Below are 21475 nucleotides of genomic sequence, written 5' to 3' on the forward strand. Positions count from 1 at the left end.
TTCAGCTATAAAAAAACGGGCGAAAGCCCGTTTTTTATTGGTCATGCAAGCCCAAAATGGCCAGCCAGATAGTCAATTAGCTATTCTGACGCCACCATTCTGCTAACAGCACGCCCGTCGCAACGGAAACGTTCAGGCTTTCCACCTTCCCGGTTCCGCCAATCGACACGCTGAGATCGCCCTGCTGCCATGCGCTGTCTGACAGGCCATCACGCTCCTGTCCCAATACCAGTACCACTTTGGCTGGCAGCTGTGCTTTCGCCAGCGGCGTACCTTTATGGCTGGAAGTGGTGACAATGGTGTAACCCGCTTTACGGAATGCATCCAGACCGGCAACAAAGCTCTCGCCGCTGATTGCCTGCACATGCTCCGCACCACCTTCGGCGGTACGAACAGCCGCACCGGACTCCAGCAATGACGCGTCATCCACCAGCAATCCTTTAGCACCAAAGTGGGCGCAGCTGCGCATAATGCCACCGAGGTTATGCGGATTGCCGATATCTTCCAGCGCCAGCACACAATCTTTTTCGCCAGCGGTAGATAACCACTCGCTCACCGGCATACCAGAGCGCTTCTTAATCAGGAAGCAAACACCACCGTGGTGTTCAGTGCCAGATGCTTTTGCCAGTTCCGCTTCGTCTACCACATGGTAGGCTTTACGGTTGGCTGCCATCCAGCGCAATGCTTCACGAAAACGTGGCGTAACTTCCTGAACAAACCACGCACGCACGATGCATTCAGGACGGCTTTGAAACAGCGCCTGACAGGCATTTTCGCCATACACGCGGGTTTCTTCCATGCGCTGACGGCGCAGCTGCTCTGGATCGATATAACTTTTCCCGCTGATACCACCGTGATCGGGCTTATTATCATCTGCTGGAGCACGTGAAACCGTGCGCCATGGCGAGTCACTATGACCGCTATCGCGCCCGCCGCGGGGCTTATCATCAGCATTTCGGGAAGGACGACGATTGCCATCCTGACGAGATGCGGCCGGACGGCCACCTTTACCGGTACGTGGATTACCGCTGCCACGCTTTTCATTCTCGTCATCACCGCGGACATACATCACTTTGACTTTGCCGCTTTTACCTTTAAATTCGTCGTTCATCTTTTCCTCCACCTGGCTGAGCGCGAAGCGCGCAGATTACCTGATGTGACCACGCTAAGCTATTAACTTCCACCAAAAGCTATTAACTATTATACCCATTGAGTATTCCACGTTGTTGATGTGACCAGCCCGATCGATAATTAGCCTAAGAAATGTGAAGAGCGGTAAGTAAACGCTCACCAATAACCAAATTTTAGAGGTGAACAATGAATACGGTTTGTGCATCATGCCAGGCAACGAATCGCGTTCCGGAAGAGCGTATCACTGATAATGCCAAATGCGGTCGTTGCGGTAGCGAGTTATTCGACGGTGAAGTGATTAACGCCACCACTGAGACATTTGATAAATATCTGCAGGACGACCTGCCGGTAGTGGTCGATTTTTGGGCGCCGTGGTGTGGCCCTTGCGTAAACTTCGCGCCGGTTTATGAAGACGTGGCGGCAGAACGCAGTGGCAAAGTCCGCTTCATAAAAGTGAATACCGAAGCGCAGCCTGAGCTGAGCGCACGCTTTCGCATCCGCAGTATTCCAACCATTATGCTGTTTAAGCAGGGACAGATGGTCGATATGCTGAATGGCGCAATGCCTAAAGCGCCATTCTCTGCATGGCTGGATGAATCACTCTGATTTAAGCACCATCACGGGCGGTGTAAAAACCGCCCTACGTTTGTCGATGGTTTTCGGCTAATATGGGGTTTTCCTCAGATATCACCTTATGATCGAAAACGCCGTCCTTCGTTTACGCGCTGAGCGTCTCGCCCGCGCCACTCGCCCTTTCCTCGCTCGTGGAAACCGCACTATCCGCTGCCAGCGTTGCCTGCTGCCGCAGAAAAACTGCCTGTGCGCGACCATCTCGCCTCAACCTGCACGTAGTCGTTTCTGTCTGGTGATGTTCGACACCGAGCCAATGAAACCCAGCAATACCGGTCGGCTGATTGCCGATATTCTGCCGGATACCGAGGCTTTTGGCTGGTCGCGCACCGAGCCCGATCCGGCGCTGCTCGCCGCGGTACAGAACCCGGACGTACAGCCGATGGTGGTGTTTCCCGAGTCTTATGCTGATGCCGGACGTCCAATACTCAACGCCCCGCCGCTAACTGGAAAACCGCCGCTGTTTATTATGCTGGATGGCACCTGGACCGAAGCGCGAAAAATGTTTCGTAAAAGCCCCTGGCTCGACCGCCTGCCGGTGATGTCGCTGACGCTGACGACCCCCTCCAATTATACGCTGCGGGAAGCGCACGGCGCCGGACAACACTGCACCGCAGAAGTCGCTGCCGAATTATTAGCACAGGCCGGTGACAACGCCGCTTCCCAGGCGCTGGCCGATCACTTCAACTTGTTCCGCCAACGTTATCTGGCAGGAAAACCTCATCATCCAATCCATCTCACGGCAGAAGCGATCGAAAACGTTTAGAATCAGGCTAATCAATTTCTTCGGGAGCAGGAAATGAGCCAACGTGGGCTGGAAGCGCTGTTACGTCCAAAATCGATTGCGGTAATCGGCGCATCAATAAAACCGCAGCGTGCCGGTTACCTGATGATGCGCAATCTGCTCAATGGCAACTTCAGCGGCCCGATTCTGCCGGTTACGCCACAATATAAAGCAGTGTGCGGCGTGCTCGCCTGGCCCGATATCGCCAGCCTGCCGCTGGCACCCGACCTGGCGATTATCTGTACCAACGCCAGCCGTAATCTCAGTTTATTGCAACAACTGGGAGAACGCGGCTGCAAAGCCTGCATTATTCTCTCCGCTCCTGAAAGCCAGCTTACTGCGTTGAAAGCCTGTGCCAGCCAGTGGCAAATCCGCTTGCTTGGGCCTAACAGCCTTGGATTGCTGGCCCCCTGGCAGGGGCTGAATGCCAGTTTTTCCCCGGTACCGATTGAGAAAGGGAAGCTGGCATTTATTTCGCAGTCGGCAGCGGTATCCAATACCATTCTTGACTGGGCGCAACAGCGCCAGCTGGGCTTCTCCTGGTTTATCGCGCTGGGTGACAGCCTGGATATTGATGCCGATGACCTGCTCGACTTCCTCGCTCGCGACGGTAAAACCAGCGCCATCTTGCTGTATCTTGAACATCTGAGCGACGCACGCCGCTTTGTCTCGGCAGCGCGCAGCGCCTCTCGTAATAAACCGATCCTGGTGATCAAAAGTGGTCGTAGCGCGCAGGCGCAGCTGCTGTTAAAAACCCATCCGGGACTCGATGCTGCCTGGGATGCCGCGATTCAGCGTGCCGGATTACTGCGCGTGCAGGATACCCATGAGTTATTTTCAGCGGTCGAAACCCTGAGCCATATGCGCCCGCTTCGTGGCGAACGCCTGATGATCGTCAGTAACGGCGCGGCTCCTGCCGCGCTGGCACTTGATGCACTTGATGCGCGTAAAGGTAAGCTGGCCCAGCTTAGCGACAGCACGCTCGCTGCTTTGGCTGCCGCGCTGCCGGAAGGCATCACGCCTGGTAATCCGCTCGATCTAAAAGATGATGCCGCGCCCGAGCACTATCAGCACACCCTAAACTTGTTGCTGGACAGCCATGATTTTGATGCTCTGATGGTTGTCCATGCCCCGAGTGCGGTGGCTCCAGCCACCGTGACAGCGCAGCGGTTGATTGACGGCATCAAACAGCATTCACGCGGCAATGCCGTCACTATACTGACGAACTGGTGCGGTGAGCACTCATCAATGCAAGCCCGACGGGCATTCAGCGATGCCGGGATTCCCACTTACCGCACCCCGGAAGGCACCATTACCGCCTTTATGCATATGGTGGAATACCGACGCAACCAGAAGCAGCTGCGCGAGACCCCGGCACTCCCGCCGAATTTGCAGCAGGATACTGCTTATGCCCATCAGCTTATTCAGCAGGCGCTAAACGCCGGTCCGACTACACTGGATACCCATGAAGTTCAGTCGATACTGCAAGCCTATGGGCTGAGTACTTTGCCGACCTGGATTGCGAATGACAGTGTCGAAGCGGTGCATATCGCCGGGCAAATTGGCTATCCGGTAGCATTGAAGCTGCGTTCGCCTGATATCCCGCATAAATCAGAAGTTCAGGGCGTAATGCTCTATCTGCGGACCGCCAGTGAAGTTCAACAGGCCGCCGATGCAATTATTGACCGCGTGAAACAGGCCTGGCCGCAAGCACGCATTCATGGTCTGCAGGTACAAAGCATGGCCAATCGCGCAGGCGCACAGGAGTTACGCATAGTGGTCGAGCAGGATCCGCTGTTTGGCCCGATTATCCTGCTGGGTGAAGGCGGCATCGCGTGGCATGCCGATCGCCAGGCAGTAGTCGCACTACCGCCGCTGAATATGACGCTGGCACGCTACCTGGTCATTCAGGCCATCAACAGCGGCAAAATTCGCGGGCGCAGCGCATTGCGTCCACTGGATATCGCCGGTATCAGTCAGGTGCTGGTGCAGGTATCCAACCTGATAGTCGATTGCCCTGATATCCATAAACTTGATATTCATCCGCTACTGGCAGCCGGCGATGAATTCACCCTGCTCGATGTGACAATGCAGCTGGTACCCTTTACCGGGGATGCCGAAGCTCGCCTGGCGATTCGCCCTTATCCGCATGCGCTGGAAGAGCTGGTCGAGATGAAAAATGGCCAGCGTTGTCTGTTTCGCCCGATCCTGCCGGAAGATGAACCCCTGCTACGGCGCTTTATTGCCCTGGTAACCAAAGAGGATCTTTACTACCGTTACTTTAGTGAGATCAACGAGTTCACCCACGATGACTTAGCCAACATGACGCAGATCGACTACGATCGTGAAATGGCGATCGTCGCGATACGTCAGCATCAGGGCGAGAATGAGATTATTGGCGTTACGCGGGCAATCTCCGATGCGGACAATACTGACGCCGAGTTCTCGGTACTGGTGCGTTCCGATCTCAAGGGGCTGGGGCTCGGACGTCGTCTGCTGGAAAAAATGATCGCCTACACTCGCGAACATGGCCTGATGCAGCTGAACGGCATTACCATGCCGGGTAATCGCGGAATGATTTCGCTGGCACGCAAGCTGGGATTCTCCGTCGATGTGCAGCTGGAAGATGGAATTGTCAGCCTGGCTTTACCACTCACGCCAGCAATATCCGAACCTTGTAGAGAAAGGTAAAATTAACGCCTTCCGCTGCGGTTGATGGTAATATTGTTGGTTACAGCCATGATTTAATGGCAAAAGGCCACTCAATGAATAGAGAAGAAGCGCACTGTGATGTTGTCTAAATTTAAGCGCAATAAACACCAACAACACCTTGCTCAACTGCCAAAACTGTCCCAGTCAGTTGCTGATGTAACAACGCTATTTTCGCCGGCAGATTTTCGTGAAACATTGCTGGAAAAAATTGCGGCTGCAACGCGTCGCATCTGCATTGTGGCGCTCTATCTGGAAAATGACGATGGCGGTCGCGGCGTTATGTCAGCGCTCTATGCTGCGAAACGCGCACGCCCGGAGCTTGAGATAAGCGTACTGGTTGACTGGCATCGTGCACAGCGCGGGCGAATTGGTGCGGCAGCAGCGGCGACTAATGCCGACTGGTACTGTGAGATGGCCGATCAGAATCCCGATATTGCCATTCCGGTTTATGGCATTCCGGTCAATACCCGCGAAGCGCTTGGCGTGCTGCACCTCAAAGGGTTTATCATTGACGATACTCTGCTGTATAGCGGTGCCAGTATCAACGACGTCTATCTGCATCAGCACGACAAATATCGCTATGACCGCTATCAGCTAATCCGCAATGCCCGGCTGACAGATACCATGCTGGCCTGGATCGACAATAATCTTAAAGCGGCAGATGCGGTTCATCGCCTCGACCAGCACGAGCGTCCTAAAAGCCCGGAAATTAAAAATGAGACTCGCCAGTTCCGCCAGGACCTGCGTGGTTATGACTATCATTTTACCGGTGATGCCAACAATGAACAGCTGGCGGTCACGCCATTAGTAGGCCTCGGCAAGCGTAGTCTGCTGAACAAGACCATCTACCATCTGATGCCGTGCGCCGAGCAGAAACTGACGCTCTGCACCCCTTACTTCAATCTGCCAGCGCTGCTGGTGCGCAACATTATTTATCTGCTGCGCCAGGGGAAAGAAGTGGAAATCATAATCGGTGATAAGACCGCTAACGATTTTTACATCCCGGAAGATCAGCCATTTAAGATTATCGGCGCGTTGCCTTATCTGTATGAAATCAATTTGCGTCGTTTCCTGAGTCGGCTGCAATACTATGTGACCAGTGGCCAGCTGACGGTCAGACTGTGGAAAGATGGTGAAAACAGCTATCATTTGAAAGGTATGTGGGTGGATGACGAATGGATGCTGATTACCGGAAATAACCTCAATCCGCGCGCATGGCGACTGGATCTGGAAAACGCAGTGTTGATCCACGATCCGCTGCAGCAGCTGGCAGAACAGCGAGAACGCGAACTGGCGTTAATCCGCACGCATACGACGGTAGTCAAACACTTCCGCGATCTGGACAGTATTGCGGAATATCCGGTTAAAGTGCGGAAGCTGATTCGCCGCTTACGCCGCATTCGTATCGATCGGCTAATTAGCCGGATCCTCTGATTAATGCTGTAAGCCCCGCGATCTGACGGGGCTTTTTATTGGGCTGATGATGATTAAATATCTGATTATCGCCGTTATTTTCTGTTCAGGCTGTAGCCATATGGCGCAGGACCAGTGGACCGGTAAAGATAAAGCTCAGCACTTTATCGCTTCGGCAGTGCTCTCTGCCGCCGGTAATGAGTATGGGCAGAAACAGCACTGGAGCGATACACGCAGCAATACCTTTGGCCTGATGTTCGCCATCAGTCTTGGAGCCGCTAAAGAGTTATATGACAGCCGCGCAACAGGAACCGGCTGGAGCTGGAAGGATTTTGCCTGGGATGTAGCCGGTGCTGCCACCGGCTATGCATTATGGAATCTCGGACAATAATCAGAGCTTGATGCCCTTTCCTCTGCGATGCAGCATCAGCGACACTAAAAATGCCACCGCCCCCATAACCGACACATACCAGAAGAAACTGGTTTCATTACCTGCCGCTTTCAGTGACAGCGCAACATATTCCGCCGATCCACCAAAGATAGCATTCGCCACCGCATAGGACAGACCCACACCCAGTGCGCGCACTTCCGGTGGAAACATCTCAGCCTTCAGAATACCACTGATGGAGGTGTAGAAGCTGGTGATTAACAGCGCGAGCATGACCAGCGCAAAGGCAATCCATGTGCTGTTAACACTTTGTAGTACCGTCAGAATTGGCACCGTAAGCAGCGCCGCAAAGCCACCGAAGATCAGCATGGAGCTACGGCGTCCGATTTTATCCGATAAGGCGCCAATCAGCGGCTGCACTAACATAAAGACAAATAGCGCTGCCGTCATTAATCCGCTGGCGGTCTTCGCATCCATCCCGGAAGTATTCACCAGGTATTTCTGCATATAGGTGGTAAAGGTATAAAAGCTTAGTGAGCCGCCCGCTGTGAATCCCAGTACCATAATAAAGGCGCGGCGATGCTTCCACAGGCCGCGCAGGCTGCCAGCGTCTTTATGTGCACGCGTTTTATCATCGGAGGTTTCATTAAGCGAACGACGCAGATACAGCGCGACAATCGCCAATGCCGCGCCTATCGCAAACGGGATACGCCAGCCCCAACTACGAAGATCTTCTTCTGAAAGAATGTGTTGCAGAACAACCACCGTTAGCAGGGCCATCAGCTGACCACCAATCAGCGTGACATACTGAAATGAGGCATAGAAACCTTTACGCCCTTCCACCGCCACTTCACTCATATAGGTGGCACTGGTGCCGTACTCGCCACCGACTGAAAGCCCCTGAAACAGTCGCGCCAGCAGCAGCAGTATCGGTGCCCAAATTCCCAATGTGGCGTAACCCGGTAAACAGGCAATTACCAGAGATCCAAAGCACATCATGCAAACCGATATCAGCATTGAGGTTTTACGCCCATGCTTGTCGGCAATATAACCAAATAACCAACCGCCAATTGGGCGCATCAGAAAGCCGGCGGCAAATACTCCTGCGGTTTGCACTAACTGAGTGGTGGTATCCCCTGCCGGGAAGAAAATATGCGCAAAATAGAGTGAGCAGAATGAATAAACATAGAAATCGAACCACTCGACCAGGTTCCCCGATGAAGCGCCAACAATCGCCCAGATACGTTTTTTCGTCTGCTCTGCCGATTCCGGCTGCTTTTCCTGCCCTGTTGCTACCTCAGCCATTTAATCACCCTCTTATTTTCCTTGCTGATCTTCAGCGCCAAAGGGTTCAGTAAAGCATTACAACGATTGTTAAGTAAATGTTTTGTATTTTTAGCTGAAGTTTTGTGAAGCAGGCGGGGTTTCCGGAAGAAAATTACTGAAGGGCTTTAAACGCAAAAAACCCCCAGCTTACGCTGGGGGTTATCGCAATTTGATGCCTGGCAGTTCCCTACTCTCGCATGGGGAGACCCCACACTACCATCGGCGCTACGGCGTTTCACTTCTGAGTTCGGCATGGGGTCAGGTGGGACCACCGCGCTAAAGCCGCCAGGCAAATTCTTTGTGCGTGAAACGAATCTTTTGCGCTTAACCAGCACAAAATCTTTCGTTTCTGCAAATTCTTTAATCCGTATGAACAAGCTGAAATTGATGGTTCTCTCACACACAACCACCAAAACACTTCTGGCGTTGTAAGGTTAAGCCTCACGGGTCATTAGTACCGGTTAGCTCAACGCATCGCTGCGCTTACACACCCGGCCTATCAACGTCGTAGTCTTCAACGTCCCTTCAGGACCCTCAAGGAGTCAGGGAGAATTCATCTCGAGGCAAGTTTCGCGCTTAGATGCTTTCAGCGCTTATCTTTTCCGCATTTAGCTACCGGGCAATGCCATTGGCATGACAACCCGAACACCAGTGATGCGTCCACTCCGGTCCTCTCGTACTAGGAGCAGCCCCTCTCAATTCTCCAGCGCCCACGGCAGATAGGGACCGAACTGTCTCACGACGTTCTAAACCCAGCTCGCGTACCACTTTAAACGGCGAACAGCCGTACCCTTGGGACCTACTTCAGCCCCAGGATGTGATGAGCCGACATCGAGGTGCCAAACACCGCCGTCGATATGAACTCTTGGGCGGTATCAGCCTGTTATCCCCGGAGTACCTTTTATCCGTTGAGCGATGGCCCTTCCATTCAGAACCACCGGATCACTATGACCTGCTTTCGCACCTGCTCGAGCCGTCACTCTCGCAGTCAAGCCAGCTTATGCCATTGCACTAACCTCACGATGTCCGACCGTGATTAGCTGACCTTCGTGCTCCTCCGTTACTCTTTAGGAGGAGACCGCCCCAGTCAAACTACCCACCAGACACTGTCCCCACGCCGGATTACGGCGCCAGGTTAGAACATCAAACATTAAAGGGTGGTATTTCAAGGTTGGCTCCACGCAGACTGGCGTCCACGCTTCAAAGCCTCCCACCTATCCTACACATCAAGGCTCAATGTTCAGTGTCAAGCTGTAGTAAAGGTTCACGGGGTCTTTCCGTCTTGCCGCGGGTACACTGCATCTTCACAGCGAGTTCAATTTCACTGAGTCTCGGGTGGAGACAGCCTGGCCATCATTACGCCATTCGTGCAGGTCGGAACTTACCCGACAAGGAATTTCGCTACCTTAGGACCGTTATAGTTACGGCCGCCGTTTACCGGGGCTTCGATCAAGAGCTTCTCCTTGCGGATAACCCCATCAATTAACCTTCCGGCACCGGGCAGGCGTCACACCGTATACGTCCACTTTCGTGTTTGCACAGTGCTGTGTTTTTAATAAACAGTTGCAGCCAGCTGGTATCTTCGACTGGCTTCAGCTCCGGGAGCAAGTCCCTTCACCTACGCGCCAGCGTGCCTTCTCCCGAAGTTACGGCACCATTTTGCCTAGTTCCTTCACCCGAGTTCTCTCAAGCGCCTTGGTATTCTCTACCTGACCACCTGTGTCGGTTTGGGGTACGATTTCGTGTTACCTGGAGCTTAGAGGCTTTTCCTGGAAGCATGGCATCAGTTACTTCACCACCGTGGTGGCTCGTCATCACGCCTCAGCCTTAAAGCATTCCGGATTTGCCTGGAATGCAAGCCTACACGCTTAAACCGGGACAACCGTCGCCCGGATAACCTAGCCTTCTCCGTCCCCCCTTCGCAGTAACACCAAGTACAGGAATATTAACCTGTTTCCCATCGACTACGCTTTTCAGCCTCGCCTTAGGGGTCGACTCACCCTGCCCCGATTAACGTTGGACAGGAACCCTTGGTCTTCCGGCGAGCGGGCTTTTCACCCGCTTTATCGTTACTTATGTCAGCATTCGCACTTCTGATACCTCCAGCAGACCTCACAGTCCACCTTCGACGGCTTACAGAACGCTCCCCTACCCAACAACACATAGTGTCGCTGCCGCAGCTTCGGTGCATGGTTTAGCCCCGTTACATCTTCCGCGCAGGCCGACTCGACCAGTGAGCTATTACGCTTTCTTTAAATGATGGCTGCTTCTAAGCCAACATCCTGGCTGTCTGTGCCTTCCCACATCGTTTCCCACTTAACCATGACTTTGGGACCTTAGCTGGCGGTCTGGGTTGTTTCCCTCTTCACGACGGACGTTAGCACCCGCCGTGTGTCTCCCGTGATAACATTCTCCGGTATTCGCAGTTTGCATCGGGTTGGTAAGCCGGGATGGCCCCCTAGCCGAAACAGTGCTCTACCCCCGGAGATGAGTTCACGAGGCGCTACCTAAATAGCTTTCGGGGAGAACCAGCTATCTCCCGGTTTGATTGGCCTTTCACCCCCAGCCACAAGTCATCCGCTAATTTTTCAACATTAGTCGGTTCGGTCCTCCAGTTAGTGTTACCCAACCTTCAACCTGCCCATGGCTAGATCACCGGGTTTCGGGTCTATACCCTGCAACTTAACGCCCAGTTAAGACTCGGTTTCCCTGCGGCTCCCCTATACGGTTAACCTTGCTACAGAATATAAGTCGCTGACCCATTATACAAAAGGTACGCAGTCACCCTGATAAATCAAGGCTCCCACTGCTTGTACGTACACGGTTTCAGGTTCTGTTTCACTCCCCTCGCCGGGGTTCTTTTCGCCTTTCCCTCACGGTACTGGTTCACTATCGGTCAGTCAGGAGTATTTAGCCTTGGAGGATGGTCCCCCCATATTCAGACAGGATGTCACGTGTCCCGCCCTACTCATCGAACTCACAACAAGTGCAGCTTCGTGTACGGGGCTATCACCCTGTATCGCGCCACTTTCCAGAGGCTTCCACTGCTGCACAAACTGATTCAGGTTCTGGGCTGTTCCCCGTTCGCTCGCCGCTACTGGGGGAATCTCGGTTGATTTCTTTTCCTCTGGGTACTTAGATGTTTCAGTTCCCCAGGTTCGCCTCATTAAGCTATGTATTCACTTAATGATAATGCAACGAATTGCATTGGGTTTCCCCATTCGGGTATCGACGGTTGTAGCGCCTCATATCGGCTTACCGTCGCTTATCGCAGATTAGCACGCCCTTCATCGCCTCTGACTGCCAGGGCATCCACCGTGTACGCTTAGTCGCTTAACCTCACAACCCACAAGTGTTTCCACTGCGGTTGTAAGCATTTGAGAGACTCGAACACATCGCGATTCATTTCTTATTACGGAGAAATGAGACGACGCGTCGTTTCAATTTTCAGCTTGTTCCGGATTGTTAAAGAGCAATATCTTAAAACCTGACTCGAAAGTCAGCTTTAAGATATTTTCAGCGACACCTTTCACCTGTCACCAAGCAAGTGGCGTCCCCTAGGGGATTCGAACCCCTGTTGCCGCCGTGAAAGGGCGGAGTCCTAACCGCTAGACGAAGGGGACACGGGGTGTCGCGACTTCGCAGGCGCCTTGCTCATTACTTTTTCATCAGACAATCTGTGTGGGCACTACGCGGGTATCTTCACATAGGTAAGGAGGTGATCCAACCGCAGGTTCCCCTACGGTTACCTTGTTACGACTTCACCCCAGTCATGAATCACAAAGTGGTAAGCGCCCTCCCGAAGGTTAAGCTACCTACTTCTTTTGCAACCCACTCCCATGGTGTGACGGGCGGTGTGTACAAGGCCCGGGAACGTATTCACCGTAGCATTCTGATCTACGATTACTAGCGATTCCGACTTCACGGAGTCGAGTTGCAGACTCCGATCCGGACTACGACGCACTTTATGAGGTCCGCTTGCTCTCGCGAGGTCGCTTCTCTTTGTATGCGCCATTGTAGCACGTGTGTAGCCCTGGCCGTAAGGGCCATGATGACTTGACGTCATCCCCACCTTCCTCCGGTTTATCACCGGCAGTCTCCTTTGAGTTCCCGACATTACTCGCTGGCAACAAAGGATAAGGGTTGCGCTCGTTGCGGGACTTAACCCAACATTTCACAACACGAGCTGACGACAGCCATGCAGCACCTGTCTCACGGTTCCCGAAGGCACTAAGGCATCTCTGCCGAATTCCGTGGATGTCAAGGCCAGGTAAGGTTCTTCGCGTTGCATCGAATTAAACCACATGCTCCACCGCTTGTGCGGGCCCCCGTCAATTCATTTGAGTTTTAACCTTGCGGCCGTACTCCCCAGGCGGTCGACTTAACGCGTTAGCTCCGGAAGCCACGCCTCAAGGGCACAACCTCCAAGTCGACATCGTTTACGGCGTGGACTACCAGGGTATCTAATCCTGTTTGCTCCCCACGCTTTCGCACCTGAGCGTCAGTCTTCGTCCAGGGGGCCGCCTTCGCCACCGGTATTCCTCCAGATCTCTACGCATTTCACCGCTACACCTGGAATTCTACCCCCCTCTACGAGACTCAAGCTTGCCAGTTTCAAATGCAGTTCCCAGGTTGAGCCCGGGGATTTCACATCTGACTTAACAAACCGCCTGCGTGCGCTTTACGCCCAGTAATTCCGATTAACGCTTGCACCCTCCGTATTACCGCGGCTGCTGGCACGGAGTTAGCCGGTGCTTCTTCTGCGGGTAACGTCAATGACGAAGGTTATTAACCCTCATCCCTTCCTCCCCGCTGAAAGTACTTTACAACCCGAAGGCCTTCTTCATACACGCGGCATGGCTGCATCAGGCTTGCGCCCATTGTGCAATATTCCCCACTGCTGCCTCCCGTAGGAGTCTGGACCGTGTCTCAGTTCCAGTGTGGCTGGTCATCCTCTCAGACCAGCTAGGGATCGTCGCCTAGGTGAGCCGTTACCCCACCTACTAGCTAATCCCATCTGGGTTCATCCGATGGTGTGAGGCCCGAAGGTCCCCCACTTTGGTCTTGCGACGTTATGCGGTATTAGCTACCGTTTCCAGTAGTTATCCCCCTCCATCGGGCAGATCCCCAGACATTACTCACCCGTCCGCCACTCGTCACCCAGGGAGCAAGCTCCCCTGTGCTACCGTTCGACTTGCATGTGTTAGGCCTGCCGCCAGCGTTCAATCTGAGCCATGATCAAACTCTTCAATTAAAAAGCTTGATGCTCAAAGAATTAAAACTGTTATTCGTAATGAATATAGTAGTCACTCTTGAGACTTGATATTTCAAATTTTTTCCATCCGAGGATGGTTTGCGATATCAACCCTGCGAGTGCCCACACAGATTGTCTGATAAATTGTTAAAGAGCAGTGCAATCAGCGATTTGGCTTGCTGTTGCGAGGTGGCGTATATTACGCTTTCCTCCTTCAGAGTCAACCTCTTTTTCAGAAGTTTTTCTCCGGCGGTTCATCTTACCGAACCTTCTGACCCGGTGGCCTGTAAGCCGTTGTTCCGTGTCAGTGGAGGCGCATTATAGGGAGTTTCTGGCGGGTGACAAGTACTAAATTGAAATAATTGTTCAGACGCTCAGTTTTCAATCACACCCGCTGTAATTTGCTGCATATCGTGTGATTAACATACCAAAACGGGCCTTAACGGCCCGTTTTTATCAGTACTCTCTGTTTATTGATGAGCAACAATCACGCCATCTTTCACTATCATCTCGATAGTTTTACCCGGAATCAACGCTCCGGAGAGAATCTGCTGCGCCAGCGGGTTCTCAATTTGCTGCTGAATAGCGCGTTTCAAAGGTCGTGCACCGTAAACCGGGTCATAACCGTTCTCGCCAAGCAGCTGCAACGCTTCATCTGAGATGTGCAGAGTAAAGCCACGATCTTCCAGACGCTGATAAAGACGCTGGAGCTGGATTTTGGCAATCGACGCAATATGCTGCTCACCCAATGGATGGAACACCACCAGCTCGTCAACACGGTTAATAAACTCAGGACGGAAGTGGTGCGCAACGACCGACATCACCAAATCTTTCATTTCCGGATAGTCCAAATCACCGAAACGTTCCTGAATCAGATCCGAACCAAGATTCGACGTCATAATGACCACGGTATTACGGAAGTCGACCGTTCTGCCCTGTCCGTCCGTCAGGCGACCATCATCCAGTACCTGCAACAGGATGTTGAACACATCCGGATGCGCCTTCTCTACTTCGTCGAGCAGAATCACTGAATAAGGACGACGACGCACCGCTTCAGTAAGGTAGCCACCTTCTTCATAACCAACATAACCTGGAGGCGCGCCCACCAGACGTGACACTGAGTGTTTTTCCATAAACTCGGACATATCGATACGCACCATCGCGTCATCGCTGTCGAACAGGAAGTTAGCCAGCGCTTTACACAACTCGGTTTTACCGACACCCGTTGGGCCGAGGAACAGGAATGAACCAATTGGGCGATTCGGATCGGCTAAGCCGGCCCGGCTGCGACGAATCGCATTAGAAACCGCTTCAACCGCTTCGTTTTGTCCAATCACCCGCTGATGAAGGTCGTGCTCCATGCGCAGCAGTTTATCGCGCTCACCTTCCATCATGCGTGCCACCGGAATCCCGGTCCAGCGTGCCAGCACATCGGCAATCTCAACATCGGTTACGCGGTTGCGTAATAAACGCATGGTTTTGCCTTCAGACTGGGTGGCCGATGCCAGTTGTTTTTCCAGCTCAGGAATCTGCCCGTATTGCAGTTCGGACATTTTCCCCAGGTCACCAACACGACGCGCCTGCTCCAGCGACAATTTCGCCTGCTCAAGTTCGGCTTTAATCGTCTGCGTTCCAGAAAGCGAGGCTTTCTCCGCTTTCCACTCCTCTTCCAGCTCAGAGTATTCGCGTTCTTTCTGGCCCAGCTCATCTTCCAGCATTTCTAAACGTTTAATGCTGGCATCATCTGATTCTTTTTTCAGCGCCTGCTGTTCAAGCTTAAGCTGAATAATACGGCGCTCAAGGCGATCGAGTGATTCTGGCTTGGAGTCGATTTGCATACGAATGCTCGAAGCCGCTTCATCTATCAGGTCGATGGCTTTATCCGGCAGCTGGCGATCGGCGATATATCGGTGCGACAACGTGGCCGCTGCCACGATGGCCGGATCGGTGATCTGCACATGATGGTGCAGCTCGTAGCGTTCTTTCAGCCCACGCAGAATGGCGATGGTGTCTTCAACACTCGGTTCTGCGACAAACACTTTCTGGAAACGACGCTCCAGCGCAGCATCTTTTTCGATGTACTGCCGGTACTCATCCAGCGTGGTGGCACCCACGCAGTGAAGTTCACCACGCGCCAGCGCAGGTTTCAGCATATTGCCGGCATCCATCGCGCCATCGGCTTTACCGGCGCCGACCATAGTATGCAGTTCGTCAATAAACAGGATGACATTACCTTCCTGTTTAGACAGGTCATTAAGCACGCCTTTCAGGCGCTCCTCAAATTCACCGCGATATTTGGCTCCCGCCACCAGCGCGCCCATATCCAGCGCCAGCACCCGACGTCCTTTCAGACCTTCCGGCACTTCGCCATTGATAATACGCTGCGCCAGTCCTTCAACGATGGCGGTTTTACCCACGCCGGGTTCACCGATCAGTACCGGGTTATTTTTGGTGCGACGCTGCAACACCTGAATAGTGCGACGAATCTCTTCGTCACGGCCAATCACCGGATCGAGTTTGCCCTGTTCAGCACGCTCAGTCAGATCGATAGTGTATTTTTTCAAAGCCTGGCGCTGATCTTCAGCCCCTTGATCGTTCACGCTTTCCCCTCCACGCATTTGCTCAATGGCCTTCGTCAGCTTTTCGCTGGTTGCGCCCGCAGATTTCAGTAAATCCGCTACCGAGCCGCGCGAGTCGAGTGCTGCCAGAACAAATAATTCAGATGATATAAAGTTGTCGCCGCGCTTTTGCGCCAGCTTGTCACAAAGATTAAGAACCCGGACCAGGTCGGCCGAAGGTTGCACATCGCCATCGGTGCCTTCCACCTGCGGTAAGCGGCTAATCGCCTGCTCAATACCGTTACGCAACGAGGCGACATCTACGCCTGCAGTGGTGAGTAACGGACGCACCGATCCCCCTTCCTGATTAAGCAGAGTGCTCATCAGATGCAAAGGTTCGATAAATTGGTTGTCGCGCCCAAGTGCGAGTGACTGAGCGTCGGCGAGTGCCAGCTGGAATTTGTTAGTAAGACGATCCAGACGCATAATTCCTCCCATAAGGTCAAAATGCTACTGGAGATTAAATGAGGTCATCCCTCAAATTTTTCAAGGTTAATGACCTTAAATATCAGGCGAAAAAATACGCTAACTGGATCGTCTTGAAACTACAGGTTATATCAGCCAGATCAAACTTGCCAGGCGGCCGGTGACGCCATCGCGTCGAAAGGAGAAAAATTGTTCAGCCTGCGTCAGGGTACACAGACCTCCACCGCTGACTGAACGAATACCCTGCGCCTCCAGGCGCTGACGCGCCAGCAGCCAGATATCAGCATAATACTTCTCGCCCACGGGTTTAAATGCCGCAGCAGCCTGCTGATTCTGAGAGACAAAGGCATGGTACACCTCGCTCCCGACCTCAAAGGCATCGGGTCCGATAGCCGGTCCCAGCCAGGCGTGAATTTCACTGGCAGGACAGGAGAAGTTCGCCAGCGTCGCCTCTAATACGCCCGCACACAGCCCGCGCCATCCGGCATGGGCTGCAGCGACTTGCTTGCCGTCCTGAGAACAAAACAGTACCGGTAAACAATCTGCCGTCATCGCAGCACAAACCGTACCCTGGCGATCGCTCCACGCCGCATCGGCACGCAGTGACGCCGGTACATTACCGTCCAGACGCAGCACGTCAGTGCCGTGTACCTGCTCAAGCCAGACCGGCATCGCAGGTAACTCCGCCATCGCCATGAGGCGCTGGCGATTGGCTTGCACAGTTAACTCATCATCCCCAACGTGCGATCCCAGATTCATTGCATCCCATGGCGCATGGCTAAAGCCGCCAGAACGAGTGGTTGAACAGGCGCGCACATTGGCCGGTGCAGGCCAGTCGGGAATAATCAGTTCACTCATAGCCAGTCCAGCTGATCCTTAAACTCTTCCGTATCGGCTTTCAATGCGTCGATAAGATCGACCATATCCTGCGGCAACGGAGCATGCCATTCCATTTCGATACCGGTGATTGGATGATACAGACGCAGCATAGTTGCGTGCAGCGCCTGGCGATCAAACTGACGCAGCGTACTGATAAAAGCATCCGATGCCCCTTTCGGTGGGCGCGGACGACCGCCATACAGCTGATCGCCCACCAGCGGATGGGCGATATGCGCCATATGTACGCGGATCTGGTGAGTTCGGCCGGTTTCAAGGCGCAAACGCAGGCGCGTATGGGCACGGAAATGCTCCATAATACGATAATGCGTGGTCGCTGGTTTCCCCATCGGATGCACCGCCATATGAGTTCGCTTGGTCGAGTGACGGCTGATAGGCTCGTTAACCGAACCGCCTGCTGTCATCGTGCCAATGGCTACCGCTTCATATTCACGAGTAATTTCACGCAGTTGCAGCGCTTCTACCAGGTGCGTCTGCGCCGGAACAGTTTTTGCCACCACCATTAAACCAGTGGTATCTTTGTCGAGACGGTGGACGATACCGGCACGAGGCACGTCGGCAATAGCCGGATAATAATGCAGTAAAGCATTCAGCACCGTGCCGTCAGGATTGCCTGCGCCAGGGTGAACCACCAGGTCGCGTGGTTTATTAATCACCAGGATGTCATCATCTTCATAGACGATGTTCAGCGCGATATCCTGCGCTTCCCAGCGTGCTTCTTCTTCAATCTCAGCGTTGATAGCGACCTTTTCGCCACCCAGCACTTTTTCTTTCGGCTTATCGACCACGTTGCCGTTAACCATCACACGACGGTCAAGGATCCATTCTTTTATGCGAGAACGTGAATAATCAGGGAACATTTCCGCTAAAGCCTGATCTAAGCGTTGTCCGAGTTGTGATTCGGACACCGTTGCGGTGAGTTGTACTTGTTGTGCCATAAACAGCTTCTTCGTTAACGTTGGGTTTTCACGGCGATGCCGTTTAATATAATGTGCTATCGTACCTGGTCACTAAAGGGAGCTTAACGGACAGCTTCCGCAATAACACTCTGAGGATAATCAAATCGTCATGACGCGTATGAAATATCTGGTGGCTGCAGCCACGTTGAGCCTGGCACTGGTTGGTTGTTCCAGCTCCAAGGATGTGGTTCCTGACAGTCCACCATCTGAGCTTTACGCTACGGCCCAGCAAAAACTGCAGGACGGTAACTTTAAAGGAGCAATAACGCAACTGGAAGCGCTCGATAACCGCTATCCGTTCGGCCCTTACTCCCAGCAAGTTCAGCTAGATCTGATCTACGCTTACTACAAAAATGCCGATTTACCGCTGGCGCAGGCCGCAATCGATCGCTTTATGCGACTGAATCCTACCCATCCGAACATCGACTATGTCATTTACATGAGAGGTCTGACGGATATGGCGCTGGATGATTCCGCGCTGCAAGGCTTCTTCGGTGTTGATCGTTCTGACCGCGATCCTGAACATGCACGTAATGCTTTCCGTGACTTCTCACAACTGCTGCGCGGCTATCCGAACAGCCAGTATGCTACTGATTCACGCAAGCGTCTGGTGTATCTGAAAGATCGCCTGGCCAAGTATGAGCTGTCGGTGGCGCAATTCTATACTAAGCGTGGGGCATATGTCGCTGTAGTTAATCGCGTTGAGCAGATGATGAAAGATTATCCGGACACTGAGGCGACCCGTGCCGCTCTGCCGTTAATGGAAAATGCTTACCGTAAGCTGGAGTTGAACGCTGAAGCGGATAAAGTCGCGAAGCTGATTGCAGCTAACCCGGCGTAAATTGCTGAGACAAAAAAGGCAGCCTGTTGGCTGCCTTTTTTTTGGCCATAAAAACATCAATCGCCACATTTTTCAGCCAGGTTAACCTGTCAATAATGCCCCGTTAAACCGGCTCCGGCAAGCTCTGTCGCCAGATTTATTAGCCAACATCACAGATTTCAGCTGATTGACAAAAAGTGACAAATTTTCGTGATTTGAATCACACATCTTGATGTTTTTCGCGCTATGCTGGACTCACCAAGACGGAAATGACAGAGAGGTAAGTACTATGGTTCTGAACATTACCAGTAAGCAAATGGATATCACGCCGGCCATCCGCCAGCATGTCGAAGACCGTCTCGCCAAGTTAGAAAAGTGGCAAACCCATCTGATTAATCCGCACATTGTTCTTTCGAAAGAGCCGAAGGAATTTGTCGCTGATGCTACCATTAACACGCCAAACGGTCCCCTGATTGCCAGCGCTAAAAACGAAGATATGTATGCGGCAATCAACGATTTGATTAATAAACTGGAACGCCAGCTGAATAAAGTCCAGCACAAAGGCGAAGCCCGCCGCGCGGTGGCCAGTGTCAAAGACCTGAGCGTTGTTGAGCAAGAAGAGTAATTAGCTGTTATCGACGCGCCTGCGGGCGCGTTTTTTATTGACAGAAATAAATTGCAGCGGTTACTGTAACCGTTCGACATTTACGGAAATCACCATGAAACCCCAAACGTTTTTCTTCGCATTCTTTTTTACCTTCCCCTGAATGGGAGGCAATTCGTCGTGTGAGAATGAATGCGAAGACGAACAACAAAGCCTCCCAAACGGGAGGCTTTTTTTTTGGATATCTGACAGGTAGCGATAATGAACACCGAAAACCCTCTGTTAGCCCTGCGCGATAAAATCAGCGCCGTTGATGAAAAACTATTAGCGCTACTTGCCGAGCGCCGCGGACTGGCAATTGACGTGGCGAAGGCAAAAATGGCAACCCAGCGGCCGATTCGTGATATCGACCGTGAGCGCAATCTGCTGGAACATCTGATAACCCTTGGTAAGAGCCACCAGCTTGATGCGCATTACATCACCCGCCTGTTTCAACAAATCATCGAAGACTCGGTGCTGACGCAGCAGGCGCTGCTGCAAAAGCACCTTAATCAGACCAATGCGCATTCAGCGCGCATCGCTTTCCTCGGCCCGAAAGGCTCTTATTCACATCTTGCCGCGCGTCGTTACGCTGCGCGTCACTTTGAACAGTTTATTGAAAGCGGTTGCCTGAAATTTCATGACATCATTAATCAGGTAGAGACCGGCCAGGCCGATTACGCCGTGCTGCCGATCGAGAATACCAGCTCCGGCTCCATCAATGATGTCTACGACCTGCTACAGCAGACCAGTCTGTCTATCGTCGGTGAAATGACCGTGCCGATTAACCACTGCGTGCTGGTATCCGGCACCACTGATTTGCAGCAAATTGAAACTGTTTACAGCCATCCGCAGCCATTCCAGCAGTGCAGCCAGTTTATTAATCGCTTCCCGCACTGGAAAATTGAGTACACCGAAAGCACTGCTGCCGCGATGGAGAAAGTGGCAGAGATGAACTCGCCGAAAGTAGCAGCGCTGGGCAGTGAGGCGGGCGGTGAGCTGTATAACTTGCAGGTACTGGAACGCGATCTGGCTAATCAGCAACAGAATATTACCCGCTTCATTATTCTGGCACGTAAGCCGGTTGATGTATCACCGCAGGTACCGGCGAAAACCACGCTGATTATGGCTACCGGCCAGCAGGCTGGTGCGTTAGTTGAAGCGTTACTGGTGCTGCGCCAGCACAACCTGATAATGAGCAAGCTGGAATCACGGCCAATTAACGGCAACCCATGGGAAGAGATGTTCTATATCGATGTGCAGGGCAATCTGCGTTCTGATGAGATGCAGCAGGCGCTGCGGGAGCTGACACCAATCACCCGTTCGCTGAAAGTGTTGGGATGTTATCCGGGTGAAAACGTAGTGCCGGTCGATCCGCAATAATTTCCGATAAGGGCCAGTCCGTGCAAGGGCTGGCCACGAGATAAACAGCAATTTACGCTGAGCGCCCATCGCTATATAATAAATTACATAG

General features: G+C 52.8%; 14 protein-coding genes, 1 tRNA gene, 3 rRNA genes and 1 other annotated feature. Of the genes, 9 read left to right on the top strand and 9 right to left on the bottom strand.

All coding sequences use genetic code 11. The features are described from left to right. Window positions 1-76 precede the first annotated feature (76 nt). Entirely contained in the window at window positions 77-1111 is a 1035-nt protein-coding gene (locus RIN69_RS17390; protein ID WP_313853368.1) for a tRNA/rRNA methyltransferase, read from the bottom strand. A 206-nt stretch (window positions 1112-1317) separates the two neighbouring features. On the opposite strand from RIN69_RS17390, the gene trxC reads away from it, so the two are divergent. From trxC to RIN69_RS17420, 5 genes are all read left to right on the top strand, one after another. Continuing rightward, on the top strand, window positions 1318-1737 hold the full coding sequence (trxC, locus tag RIN69_RS17395; RefSeq protein ID WP_313853370.1) for a thioredoxin TrxC: 420 nt from the start codon (window positions 1318-1320) through the stop codon (window positions 1735-1737). Window positions 1738-1825: 88 nt separating this feature from the next. Beyond that, window positions 1826-2527, top strand: a complete 702-nt coding sequence (locus RIN69_RS17400) for a tRNA-uridine aminocarboxypropyltransferase (RefSeq protein WP_313853371.1) — start codon at window positions 1826-1828, stop codon at window positions 2525-2527. 33 nt (window positions 2528-2560) lie between these two features. Continuing rightward, window positions 2561-5236, top strand: a complete 2676-nt coding sequence (locus RIN69_RS17405) for a bifunctional acetate--CoA ligase family protein/GNAT family N-acetyltransferase (protein WP_313853372.1) — start codon at window positions 2561-2563, stop codon at window positions 5234-5236. Between the two features lie 96 nt (window positions 5237-5332). Then, window positions 5333-6691, top strand: coding sequence for a CDP-diacylglycerol--serine O-phosphatidyltransferase (gene pssA / locus RIN69_RS17415; protein ID WP_313853373.1), 1359 nt, complete (start codon window positions 5333-5335; stop codon window positions 6689-6691). 49 nt (window positions 6692-6740) lie between these two features. After that, window positions 6741-7061: a YfiM family lipoprotein gene (locus RIN69_RS17420; RefSeq protein ID WP_313857787.1), complete on the top strand. Its 321-nt coding sequence runs from the start codon at window positions 6741-6743 to the stop codon at window positions 7059-7061. Here RIN69_RS17420 and RIN69_RS17425 read toward each other — a convergent pair whose 3' ends face one another. From RIN69_RS17425 to rluD, 8 genes are all read right to left on the bottom strand, one after another. After that, on the bottom strand, window positions 7062-8363 hold the full coding sequence (locus tag RIN69_RS17425) for an MFS transporter (protein WP_313853374.1): 1302 nt from the start codon (window positions 8361-8363) through the stop codon (window positions 7062-7064). It lies immediately after the preceding gene. Between the two features lie 195 nt (window positions 8364-8558). Further along, window positions 8559-8674 (bottom strand): 5S ribosomal RNA (rrf, locus tag RIN69_RS17430). Between the two features lie 140 nt (window positions 8675-8814). Further along, a 23S ribosomal RNA gene (locus RIN69_RS17435) occupies window positions 8815-11723 on the bottom strand. Window positions 11724-11932: 209 nt separating this feature from the next. Then, window positions 11933-12007, bottom strand: a tRNA-Glu gene (locus RIN69_RS17440). Between the two features lie 88 nt (window positions 12008-12095). Further along, window positions 12096-13638, bottom strand: a 16S ribosomal RNA gene (locus RIN69_RS17445). The 16S, 23S and 5S rRNA genes sit together here with 1 tRNA gene alongside, the layout of an rRNA operon. Before the next feature lie 470 nt (window positions 13639-14108). Further along, window positions 14109-16694, bottom strand: coding sequence for an ATP-dependent chaperone ClpB (gene clpB / locus RIN69_RS17450; RefSeq protein ID WP_313853375.1), 2586 nt, complete (start codon window positions 16692-16694; stop codon window positions 14109-14111). Between the two features lie 114 nt (window positions 16695-16808). Next, a complete protein-coding gene (gene yfiH, locus RIN69_RS17455) occupies window positions 16809-17540 on the bottom strand; it encodes a purine nucleoside phosphorylase YfiH (RefSeq protein ID WP_313853376.1) in 732 nt (243 codons plus the stop codon). After that, entirely contained in the window at window positions 17537-18517 is a 981-nt protein-coding gene (gene rluD / locus RIN69_RS17460) for a 23S rRNA pseudouridine(1911/1915/1917) synthase RluD (protein ID WP_313853377.1), read from the bottom strand. The genes yfiH and rluD overlap by 4 nt, the downstream gene beginning before the upstream one ends. A gap of 130 nt (window positions 18518-18647) precedes the next feature. Between rluD and bamD the strand changes: the two genes are divergently transcribed. From bamD to pheA, 4 genes are all read left to right on the top strand, one after another. After that, window positions 18648-19379 (top strand): outer membrane protein assembly factor BamD, encoded by a 732-nt coding sequence (gene bamD / locus RIN69_RS17465; RefSeq protein ID WP_313853378.1) that lies wholly within the window; start codon window positions 18648-18650, stop codon window positions 19377-19379. Between the two features lie 268 nt (window positions 19380-19647). Next, entirely contained in the window at window positions 19648-19983 is a 336-nt protein-coding gene (gene raiA / locus RIN69_RS17470; protein WP_313853379.1) for a ribosome-associated translation inhibitor RaiA, read from the top strand. 93 nt (window positions 19984-20076) lie between these two features. Further along, window positions 20077-20201, top strand: a sequence feature (Phe leader region). After that, entirely contained in the window at window positions 20078-20125 is a 48-nt protein-coding gene (locus tag RIN69_RS17475) for a hypothetical protein (protein WP_313857788.1), read from the top strand. Its footprint overlaps the feature before it by 48 nt. Before the next feature lie 22 nt (window positions 20202-20223). Next, entirely contained in the window at window positions 20224-21384 is a 1161-nt protein-coding gene (gene pheA / locus RIN69_RS17480) for a bifunctional chorismate mutase/prephenate dehydratase (protein ID WP_313853380.1), read from the top strand. The last annotated feature ends 91 nt before the right edge of the window (window positions 21385-21475 follow it).

Source organism: Winslowiella toletana, assembly GCF_032164335.1.
Taxonomy (GTDB): Bacteria; Pseudomonadota; Gammaproteobacteria; order Enterobacterales; family Enterobacteriaceae; genus Erwinia; species Erwinia toletana_A.

Bases quoted from the DNA above. Each gene is read 5' to 3' on its own strand.
- rluD (WP_313853377.1), bottom strand. From the start codon at position 18,517: ATGGCACAACAAGTACAACTCACCGCAACGGTGTCCGAATCACAACTC.
- RIN69_RS17390 (WP_313853368.1), bottom strand. From the start codon at position 1,111: ATGAACGACGAATTTAAAGGTAAAAGCGGCAAAGTCAAAGTGATGTAT.
- pheA (WP_313853380.1), top strand. From the start codon at position 20,224: ATGAACACCGAAAACCCTCTGTTAGCCCTGCGCGATAAAATCAGCGCC.
- RIN69_RS17420 (WP_313857787.1), top strand. From the start codon at position 6,741: ATGATTAAATATCTGATTATCGCCGTTATTTTCTGTTCAGGCTGTAGC.
- bamD (WP_313853378.1), top strand. From the start codon at position 18,648: ATGACGCGTATGAAATATCTGGTGGCTGCAGCCACGTTGAGCCTGGCA.
- RIN69_RS17425 (WP_313853374.1), bottom strand. From the start codon at position 8,363: ATGGCTGAGGTAGCAACAGGGCAGGAAAAGCAGCCGGAATCGGCAGAG.
- trxC (WP_313853370.1), top strand. From the start codon at position 1,318: ATGAATACGGTTTGTGCATCATGCCAGGCAACGAATCGCGTTCCGGAA.
- clpB (WP_313853375.1), bottom strand. From the start codon at position 16,694: ATGGGAGGAATTATGCGTCTGGATCGTCTTACTAACAAATTCCAGCTG.
- yfiH (WP_313853376.1), bottom strand. From the start codon at position 17,540: ATGAGTGAACTGATTATTCCCGACTGGCCTGCACCGGCCAATGTGCGC.
- RIN69_RS17400 (WP_313853371.1), top strand. From the start codon at position 1,826: ATGATCGAAAACGCCGTCCTTCGTTTACGCGCTGAGCGTCTCGCCCGC.
- raiA (WP_313853379.1), top strand. From the start codon at position 19,648: ATGGTTCTGAACATTACCAGTAAGCAAATGGATATCACGCCGGCCATC.
- RIN69_RS17405 (WP_313853372.1), top strand. From the start codon at position 2,561: ATGAGCCAACGTGGGCTGGAAGCGCTGTTACGTCCAAAATCGATTGCG.